Origin of the sequence: Fretibacterium sp. OH1220_COT-178, assembly GCF_003860125.1 — a bacterium.
Lineage (GTDB): Bacteria > Synergistota > Synergistia > Synergistales > Aminobacteriaceae > CAJPSE01.
Map to the genome: position 1 here is coordinate 1 of NZ_RQYL01000042.1, position 8,406 is coordinate 8,406.

The window sequence follows — 8,406 nt, forward strand, 5'->3', positions numbered from 1 at the left end:
GATCGCTCCCGCTCGCTCTCTCTGCAACACCCAATACAAACGGCATCGCAGCCTACTTCTCTCTTCCCTCTATGGCTCGCCTGTAAATTTGTCAAGTTACATTCCACATAAACCCTTATTATCAGAGGCTTTAGGTGGATTTTGCCCGTCCGTGCGACGGACAACAAAGGGAATTATAGCGTGTTTTCGGGGAGTGTCAATACCCTTTTTCGAGCTTTTTTAAAAATCGGTCCGAAGCCCTCCGGCTCAATCCTCCGTCAGCCTCAAAAGCTCCGACCAGACCGCATTGCCCACCCGCATCCCCGCCGGAGAAAGGCTGACGCTCCTGCCATCGTCACGCAGAAGATGCGGAGGGAGCTCCGCGAGCAGCCCCTCGACCTCGTGCAGAAGCCCCTCCCCCCATCGGGCCGAAAAGTCGGTCCGGTCGATCCCCCAGCGTGTCCGCAACGCCAGGATGGCGGCCTCGACCGCTCGGGACCGCTGCCGCAGGAGTTCCCCTCCCTCCAGGGGGTCGGGAAAGCCTCGCCGCGCCGCCTCCAGGTAGGCATCGAGCGTACGGGGATTTTCGTAACGGCGGCCGTCCAGGTACCCCCACGCCGCCGGCCCCAGGGCCAGCACGTTCTCCTGCCTCCAATAGGCCAGATTGTGCCGGCATTCGTCGCCGGGCGAAGCGAAGCTCGAAATCTCGTACTGGAGCAGACCAAGGCGCGGGAGATACCACTGTACGTAGCGGTAGAAAGGATAGCCGTCGGGAAGGACGGGCATCCGGCGGCCCATGGGCGTGTCCGGTTCGAGCGTCAGCTGATACGTCGAGATATGGCGGGCTCCGGCCTTACGGACGCCGCTCAGGGAGGCCGCCCAGGTGCGCAGCGTCTGGCCCGGCACTCCGAAGATCAGGTCGGCGCTCAGACTCAGCCCGAAGCGGAGAACGCGCCTCATGGCGCAAAGCGCGAGTGCCGCATCGTGGCGGCGGCCCAAACACCTCAGCTCGGCATCGTCCAGGCTTTGAACGCCGAGGCTGACGCGAGTAAAAAACGAGGAGCTCCAAAGCTCCAGGTGACCGTCGTTCAAAGAGGAGGGATTGGCCTCGACCGTAGCCTCCTCCAGGGCATCGCAGTTCCCCAGCCCCTCGATCAGGGAGATCAAGCGGCTCCAGGTCCTCGGAGGCAAGAGGCTCGGGGTCCCCCCTCCGACGTAGAGCGTTCGCAGGGACGGAGCGCCAAGGCGGCTCCTCCAATATCGAATCTCCGCCTCCAGGGCGTCGAGATAGTCCTCCACCTCGCCGCGGACCGGGGGGGTGCTGTAAAAGGAACAGTACCCGCACTTGCCGGCGCAAAACGGCACGTGCAGGTACACGGAAAGGCGCTCGTCTCTCATTTCACGAGCTTCGCTCCGGGGAACGGCTGTCCGGTCACTCGCCCTCGTCCATCTTCAGAAACGCCAAAAACGCCTCCTGAGGGATCGAGACGCGTCCGATCTGCTTCATGCGCTTCTTGCCCTCCTTCTGTTTTTCGAGGAGTTTGCGCTTGCGCGAGATGTCCCCGCCGTAGCATTTGGCCAAAACGTCCTTGCGCAGAGCCTTGACGTTGACGCGGACGATGACGCGCTTGCCGATGGAGGCCTGGATGGGAACCTCGAAGAGCTGGCTGGGTATCAGGTCCTTCAGCTTCGTCACTGCGGCGTGGCCGCGATGGTAGGCCGCGTCCTTGTGGCAGATGAAGGAGAAGGCGTCCGCCGCCTCGCCGTTGACGAGGACGTCGACACGCACCAGCTCCGATGGCTTGAGCCCGATGAACTCGTAATCCAGAGAGGCGTAGCCGCGCGTCTGCGACTTGAGCTTATCGTGGAAGTCGATGATGAACTCCGCCAGGGGCATCTCATAGATCAGCCGCACCCGTTCCGGGGTCAGGTAGTCCATGGAGCGATAGACGCCGCGCTTTTCCTGGACCAGCTGCATCACCTTGCCCACGTACTCGGACGGCAGAAAGACCGAGAGCTTGATGTAGGGCTCCCGTATCTCCTCGATATCCCCCACCTCGGGAAAGTCGCTGGGCCGATGGGCCTCGATCACCTCGCCCGATTTGAGAAGGATCTCATAGACGACGTTGGGCGCCGTGGCCACGAGGTCGACATCGTATTCTCGGCGAAGCCGCTCCTGCGCCACATCCATGTGGAGCAGCCCCAGGAAACCGCACCGAAACCCGAAGCCCAGGGCAACGGAGGTCTCCGGCTCGAAGGCTATGGCGGAGTCGTTCAGACACAGTTTTTCCAGCGCGTCCCGAAGCTGGGGATAATCGTCGCGCTCCACGGGGTAGAAGCCGCAGAAGACGACGCTCTTGACCTTGCGGTATCCGGGCAGGGGCTCGGGGGTCGGGTTTCTTGCGTTGGTGATGGTGTCCCCGACATGAGCCTCGGCCAGGGTCTTGATGCTGGCCGCGATATAGCCGACCTCGCCCGGACCCAGCCGATCCACGGGGGTGAAGGAGGGACGGAATACCCCCACCTCGTCGACCGGATACGCGCTGTTGGTGGCCATGAACAGAATGTTCTGCCCCGCAGTCAGGGTGCCGTTCACGACCCGAACGTAGCAGATCACGCCGCGATAGTTGTCGTAGACGGAGTCGAAGATCAACGCCTGGAGCGGCGCGTTCGGGTCCCCCTGGGGAGCCGGAACCGTGCGGACGATCCGCTCGAGGATCTCGTCGATCCCGCGGCCGTCCTTGGCACTCGCCAAGATGGAGTCCTCGGCGTCCAGCCCCACCACGTCGCGGATCTCCTGCTTGGCGTTCTCGGGATGGGCAGAGGGGAGGTCGATTTTGTTGATGACCGGCAGGATCTCGAGTCCCTGCTCGATCGCCTGATAGGCGTTCGCCACGGTCTGCGCCTCGACGCCCTGCGTCGCGTCGACGACGAGCAGGGCTCCCTCGCAGGCGGCCAGGGAACGGGAGACCTCGTAGCCGAAGTCCACATGACCCGGCGTGTCGATAAGGTTCAAAACCCATTTCCTGCCGTCCGACGAGACGTAATCCATGCGGACCGGAACCAGCTTGATCGTGATCCCCCTTTCGCGCTCCAGCGAGAGAGAGTCCAGAAGCTGTTTCTTCATGTCCCGGGACTGCACGGTGGAGGTGCGCTCCAAGAGGCGGTCGGCCAAGGTGGACTTGCCGTGGTCGATGTGGGCGATGATGCAAAAATTTCTGATGTTCTCCTGTTTCATGCGTGGCCCCTCTTAGCAAATCGAATCATGACGCCGCGATCCCCAGGGACCGGCGGCCAAAAAACAAGACAAAAAGAGGGGCCCGCTTCGAGCCCCTCTGAGCCAAGCCTGCGTTCTCTCCAATGTGGTCCCCGCAGCAGCGGGACTTCCCGCACACGGCCCCACAATCAGGCGAGAGAACTAATACATCTTTCTCAGGGTCTCCAACACGGTCTCGGGCTCGAAGGGCTTGACGACAAAACCATCGACCCCGATCGCCTTGGCCTTGAGAGCCACGGGCAAAGTCGCGTTGGCACTGACCAGCAGGACCTTCGCCTTGGGAAGGATTTCCCGTATCCCGCGAATGGTCTCGAAACCGTCGAGTTTGGGCATATGAAGGTCGACGATGACGATGTCCACCGTCTTGGAAGCAGACGTCAAACGGCGCAACTGTTCCAGCCCCACAAGCGCGTCCGTCGCCGAACCTGCGACGGAATATCCTCCCTCCGACAGGACCAGGCGCAGCATATCCACCATGAAGTCCGCATCATCGATGATAAAAGCGCTTCGAGACATTTGAGCTTCCCTCCGTCGAGCGGTTTTCTACTCCTTCCCCTCGGAGGAGACCTTCTTCAGCGCGTTGACCCAAGTCTCTTGAGCCTCGGCATCCTTCTTCATCTGGGAGAGCCTGCCCTCCTCGGCCTCGAGCAGAGCCGCAAGCCGCGCCTCGTAGTTGCCGCCGATCTTCTTGAGTTCATCGAACTCGGTCCTCAAAGAGGCCAGATCGGGAACTCCTCCCTGCTCCATCTTGGCAATGCGCTCCTCCATCTTCGCAAGCTCCGCCCGGACCCCCTGCATCTCGGTGGTCACCTTCCCCTGCATCAGGCTCCAAAGGATATTAAGGACGAGAATGACCGCGATGACGGAGATGATGATGATCTTCGGTTTACTGTTTACCAATTTGGACCAGTCCGCCTGTTTTTTCTGATTTTCATTCTTCTGCGTCTTCTGGGGTTCATTCTTCTGAGCCTGCATCACAACATCCTCCAAATTTTAAGGTAGTGGAATAAATGACTCCATAGCTTCCCTCATTTTACATGAAGAAGCGGATAAAAAAAAGCGGCCCACCGAGACGGGCCGCTCAAGACACCTCTGAAGAAAAACGAAACTACTTCACCTCGACCTCGGCACCGGCCTCGGCAAGCTTCTTCTTCAGCTCCTCGGCCTCCTCCTTGGAGACGCCCTCCTTGACGGGCTTGGGCGGATTGTCCACCAGCTCCTTGGCCTCCTTCAGGCCCAGGCCGGTGATCTCGCGCACAACCTTGATGACGTTGATCTTGTTCGCTCCGGGAGCCTTGTAGATCACGTCGAACTCGGACTTCTCCTCCTCCGCGGCAGCGGGGGCACCGGCGCCGGGCATCGCCATCATGGGCATGGCCATGGGGGCCGCGGCGGAAACGCCAAACTTCTCCTCAAGAGCCTTCACGAGCTCGGAGAGCTCGAGAACCGTCATCTCCTCAATAGCCTTGATCATATCGTCGCGCGTCATAGAACTTACCTCCAAAATTTTTTGATATACGCCCCGTTTCGCCGGGGCTCTTAAAACTCAAACCGGGCTTCGCACTTCGAAGGCCCCGCACATTGCCCCTCCGACCCGAAAAAAGGTCAGGCGGCCTCCTTCTTGTCCCGAATCTGCCCGAGGCACGTGACCAGCCCGCGCATCGTGCCGGAGAGCACGGTAACCAGGCCGGAAATCGGTGCGGCAATGGTGCGAACCACCTGGGCCACCAGGACATCCTTCGACGGAAGATCGGCCAGGGCGTAAACCTGACTCTGATCCAGGGCCACCTTCCCCAAAAGTCCGCCTTTGAGGACAAAGGCCTTTTGCGTTTTGTCGGTTGCGTATTCCTTGAGAACCTTGGCCACCCCAACCGGATCTCCGTAGCAGAGGGCATAGATATTCGGCCCCGTGACCAGGGATTCGGAAAGGGACTCGAGCCCCGCCTCCTTCATGGCGATCGCAAAAAGGGTATTCTTGGCGATCTTCAGCTCGCCCCCGGCCTCGCGGACCTTCACGCGGAGCGCCGTGCTCTGAGCCACGGTCATGCCGCGATACTCGCCCACAAACACGGCCTCGGACCTCTCGAGCTTTTCCTTCAAGAGGGCAACCTGCTCATATTTGATCTTTGCCGGCATAACATTCACCTCCTCCGAGAAATATCGTCAAACCTTTCGTGACGGAAGCCTGACGCCATTCAGAGCTCCCGGTGAAACCTCGATTTACCACACGAATTTCGCCCGGCCATTCGACCACAACGTCTCAAAAAACATCCCTCGACCCAAGGGCCGAGGGATACGAGGGGACGACACCGCGTTTTCACGGTCTTCCCGCTCCTCGCCTCGGCAGGTCCCGATTAAGCTCCGTCAGAGGAGCGCCTGCTGTCCAGGGTCGAAGAAAGCTGTATTCGTGTGTTCTAGGGACGAGCGTAATTAAGCGGCGATCTCCTTCGATGCGGAGAGGACATCGACGGAAATCCCCGGGCCCATCGTCGAGGTCAGGGAAATGCTCTTGATATAGGTTCCCTTGACCGAGGAGGGACGAGCCTTCTGTATAGCCTGCAACAGGGCTTTGGCATTCTCGAAAAGGGCATCCGCCGAAAAGCTCTTCTTGCCGATGGCGTTGTGGATGATCCCCGCCTTGTCGACTCGGAACTCGACGCGGCCGGCCTTGATCTCCTTGACGGCATCGGCGAGGTCGAAGGTCACGGTCCCCGTTTTGGCGCTGGGCATCAATCCCCTGGGACCAAGCACCTTTCCGAGGCGACCGACCGACTTCATCATGTCCGGCGTCGCGATGACCGCATCGAAGTCCATCCAGCCGCCCATGATCTTCTGGACGAGGTCCTCGCCGCCCACGATGTCGGCCCCCGCGTCCTCGGCCTCCTTGATCTTCTCGCCCATGGCAAGGACAAGGACCCTTTTGGTCACGCCGGTGCCGTGGGGAAGACCGACCGTGCTGCGGACCTGCTGGTCCGCATGACGCGGGTCAACGCCCAGGCGAACGTGGATTTCCATGCTCTCGTCGAACTTCGCCGTCGCGATCGACTGGAAGAGATCCACAGCCTCGCGCAGCCCATACTGTTTTTCGGCCTCGATTTTGGCTGCGGCCTCCCTGTAACGCTTGCTCCGTTTCATGAAAAAACCTCCTGTGGTCGATAACGGGCCGCCAAGCCCTGCCACCGTGATATTTCGTGCAACAGCCCCCAGCAAAAAGGGGGCCCGTGTCTTATCCTCAGCCCTGGATCTCGATCCCCATGGAACGGGCCGTTCCCTCGACCATGCGCATGGCGGCGTCGATATCGTTGGCATTGAGATCCTTGCGCTTCATCTCGGCGATCTCCTTCACCTTGACTCTGGAGACCTGCCCAACTTTGTTCTTGTTGGGAACTCCGGATCCCGACTCGATTCCCGCAGCCTTTTTCAGCAGAACGCTTGCTGGAGGCGTCTTCAGTTCAAACGTAAAGCTACGGTCGGCATAAACCGTTATAACGGCGGGAATGATGAGCCCCGCCTGGTCCGAAGTCTTTGCATTGAACTGCTTGCAGAACTCCATGATATTGACCCCATGCTGTCCCAAAGCGGGACCGACGGGAGGAGCCGGCGTCGCCTTTCCGGCCGGCAACTGCAATTTGATCTGCCCGATGACCTTCTTAGCCATAAAACAAAATCCCCTCTCCTAGATAAAACCTTCTATCGGCACAGATCCCGTCCACTAGGGACGGGAACGTCTGTCATACTTTTTCCAGAAGCTGATAATCGGTCTCGACGACGGTCTCTCGGCCGAACACGCTGACCGTGAACTTGACCTTCCCCTTCTCGGGCGTAATCTCGACCACCGGGCCCGCCTGCCCTTCAAAGGGACCGCTCTTGACACAAACCGTGTCCCCCAATTTGAGGCTGATCTCGACCTTCGGCTTCGCCTGTTCCTTCCCGATCCGGGACATCAGATCGCGCACCTCACGTTCGGAGAGAGGAAGCGGATAACTACCGGCCCCGACGAAACCCGTCACCCCCGGCGTGTGCCGGACGACATACCACGACTGTTCGTCAAGCAACATCTCCACCAGCACGTAGCTGGGATAGAGTTTTCTGGAGACCTTACGACTCTTTCCGTCCTTGACGAAAACCCGTTCTTCGATGGGGACCAACACGGAGAAAATATTTTTCTCCATCCCCATCGTCGCTATGCGCTGCTCCAGATTGGCCTTGACTCGATTCTCATAGCCTGCGTACGTCTGAACGACATACCATCGGCGTCCATCCTGCGTATCCATCAAACACCAGGGAAAAGCCCTTCCTCACCTCCCACCTGCATTCGTAAATTCAGATGCGCTGCGAGCCCGAAGTAAAAAGTGGGAAAACTAACCGAGGATCCCCGAGAAGATCCAGGTCAGGAGAAAATCGATGGCCCCAAGGTAAATGGAGACGCAGAGCGTGAAAAAAATGACGATCAGCGTGGAGTACCAGATCTGCTTCTTTCCGGGCCAAGTGACCTTCTTCAGCTCGGCCTTCGCCTCCCGCAAAAAACCGATGCCCGGTATCGAATTCGCGATCTCTTTGGACATACCTTGCCCTCCTGCGGGCATCGCGGAGGATACCCTTGACAATAAAAAAATGGCAGGCCCGGCAAGACTCGAACTTGCAACCCCCGGTTTTGGAGACCAGTGCTCTGCCAATTGAGCTACGGACCTGCGTTAAAACAACGGAAAGTATTCTACACTAGAGGCGAGGGTTATGCAAGATGCCCCTTCGTTTTTGGCAGGCCGGTCAGGAAAACGGTTTATGAGCCTTCATGACCGACCCGCCCGAAAAACGACAACGTACCGCCTACTTCGACTCCTTATGCGGGACGGAGGCGTTGCACCACTTGCAGTATTTCTTGATCTCCAGTTTCTTCGACTGCTTCTTCTTGTTCACCGTCGTCGTGTAGTTGCGACGTTTGCAGGTCGTGCAGACCAGTCCAACGATATCGGCCATAAGCTCCTACTTCCCTTCCTGATAAAAAATATGCGATTTATGCTCCAGGCCCCTCTTCGAGAAGAAGGGCAGGGACTACTGAAGAATTTTGGTGACGACGCCGGCGCCGACCGTGTGGCCGCCCTCGCGCACCGCGAAGCGGAGACCCTCCTCCATCGCGATCGGAACGATGA

Annotated in this window: 12 protein-coding genes and 1 tRNA gene; all 13 read right to left on the bottom strand. The window is 59.2% G+C overall.

The genetic code is table 11. From position 1 onward, the window contains the following. Nucleotides 1–246 precede the first annotated feature (246 nt). Nucleotides 247–1,377: a radical SAM family heme chaperone HemW gene (gene hemW, locus EII26_RS12380; protein ID WP_124889471.1), complete on the bottom strand. Its 1,131-nt coding sequence runs from the start codon at nt 1,375–1,377 to the stop codon at nt 247–249. Nucleotides 1,378–1,411: 34 nt separating this feature from the next. After that, complete coding sequence (gene lepA / locus EII26_RS12385; protein ID WP_124889472.1) at nt 1,412–3,217, bottom strand: translation elongation factor 4; 1,806 nt, start codon at nt 3,215–3,217, stop codon at nt 1,412–1,414. A 180-nt stretch (nt 3,218–3,397) separates the two neighbouring features. After that, nucleotides 3,398–3,772, bottom strand: a complete 375-nt coding sequence (locus tag EII26_RS12390) for a response regulator (protein ID WP_124889473.1) — start codon at nt 3,770–3,772, stop codon at nt 3,398–3,400. Nucleotides 3,773–3,799: 27 nt separating this feature from the next. Continuing rightward, nucleotides 3,800–4,246 carry a hypothetical protein gene (locus tag EII26_RS12395; protein WP_233572750.1) on the bottom strand — a complete coding sequence of 149 codons (447 nt, stop codon included), beginning with the start codon at nt 4,244–4,246 and terminating at the stop codon, nt 3,800–3,802. A gap of 118 nt (nt 4,247–4,364) precedes the next feature. Further along, a complete protein-coding gene (gene rplL / locus EII26_RS12400) occupies nt 4,365–4,745 on the bottom strand; it encodes a 50S ribosomal protein L7/L12 (RefSeq protein ID WP_124889475.1) in 381 nt (126 codons plus the stop codon). A 116-nt stretch (nt 4,746–4,861) separates the two neighbouring features. Then, on the bottom strand, nt 4,862–5,392 hold the full coding sequence (gene rplJ, locus EII26_RS12405) for a 50S ribosomal protein L10 (protein ID WP_124889476.1): 531 nt from the start codon (nt 5,390–5,392) through the stop codon (nt 4,862–4,864). 294 nt (nt 5,393–5,686) lie between these two features. Continuing rightward, nucleotides 5,687–6,391 carry a 50S ribosomal protein L1 gene (gene rplA / locus EII26_RS12410; protein ID WP_124889477.1) on the bottom strand — a complete coding sequence of 235 codons (705 nt, stop codon included), beginning with the start codon at nt 6,389–6,391 and terminating at the stop codon, nt 5,687–5,689. A gap of 97 nt (nt 6,392–6,488) precedes the next feature. Next, complete coding sequence (gene rplK, locus EII26_RS12415; RefSeq protein ID WP_124889478.1) at nt 6,489–6,914, bottom strand: 50S ribosomal protein L11; 426 nt, start codon at nt 6,912–6,914, stop codon at nt 6,489–6,491. A gap of 73 nt (nt 6,915–6,987) precedes the next feature. Then, nucleotides 6,988–7,530 (bottom strand): transcription termination/antitermination protein NusG, encoded by a 543-nt coding sequence (nusG, locus tag EII26_RS12420; RefSeq protein WP_124889479.1) that lies wholly within the window; start codon nt 7,528–7,530, stop codon nt 6,988–6,990. 87 nt (nt 7,531–7,617) lie between these two features. Next, nucleotides 7,618–7,821 carry a preprotein translocase subunit SecE gene (secE, locus tag EII26_RS12425; protein ID WP_158612339.1) on the bottom strand — a complete coding sequence of 68 codons (204 nt, stop codon included), beginning with the start codon at nt 7,819–7,821 and terminating at the stop codon, nt 7,618–7,620. Nucleotides 7,822–7,871: 50 nt separating this feature from the next. Continuing rightward, nucleotides 7,872–7,947 (bottom strand) — tRNA-Trp (locus EII26_RS12430). A 136-nt stretch (nt 7,948–8,083) separates the two neighbouring features. Further along, entirely contained in the window at nt 8,084–8,233 is a 150-nt protein-coding gene (gene rpmG / locus EII26_RS12435; protein WP_124889481.1) for a 50S ribosomal protein L33, read from the bottom strand. Between the two features lie 75 nt (nt 8,234–8,308). Continuing rightward, nucleotides 8,309–8,406: EF-Tu C-terminal domain-related protein (locus EII26_RS12440; RefSeq protein ID WP_199735120.1), on the bottom strand; the 98-nt coding region annotated here is incomplete at its 5' end.

What these genes read in the sequence shown, in the direction of transcription:
- hemW (WP_124889471.1), bottom strand. Translation starts at nt 1,377, where the DNA reads ATGAGAGACGAGCGCCTTTCCGTGTACCTGCACGTGCCGTTTTGCGCC.
- lepA (WP_124889472.1), bottom strand. Translation starts at nt 3,217, where the DNA reads ATGAAACAGGAGAACATCAGAAATTTTTGCATCATCGCCCACATCGAC.
- EII26_RS12390 (WP_124889473.1), bottom strand. Translation starts at nt 3,772, where the DNA reads ATGTCTCGAAGCGCTTTTATCATCGATGATGCGGACTTCATGGTGGAT.
- rplL (WP_124889475.1), bottom strand. Translation starts at nt 4,745, where the DNA reads ATGACGCGCGACGATATGATCAAGGCTATTGAGGAGATGACGGTTCTC.
- rplJ (WP_124889476.1), bottom strand. Translation starts at nt 5,392, where the DNA reads ATGCCGGCAAAGATCAAATATGAGCAGGTTGCCCTCTTGAAGGAAAAG.
- rplA (WP_124889477.1), bottom strand. Translation starts at nt 6,391, where the DNA reads ATGAAACGGAGCAAGCGTTACAGGGAGGCCGCAGCCAAAATCGAGGCC.
- rplK (WP_124889478.1), bottom strand. Translation starts at nt 6,914, where the DNA reads ATGGCTAAGAAGGTCATCGGGCAGATCAAATTGCAGTTGCCGGCCGGA.
- nusG (WP_124889479.1), bottom strand. Translation starts at nt 7,530, where the DNA reads ATGGATACGCAGGATGGACGCCGATGGTATGTCGTTCAGACGTACGCA.
- secE (WP_158612339.1), bottom strand. Translation starts at nt 7,821, where the DNA reads ATGTCCAAAGAGATCGCGAATTCGATACCGGGCATCGGTTTTTTGCGG.
- rpmG (WP_124889481.1), bottom strand. Translation starts at nt 8,233, where the DNA reads ATGGCCGATATCGTTGGACTGGTCTGCACGACCTGCAAACGTCGCAAC.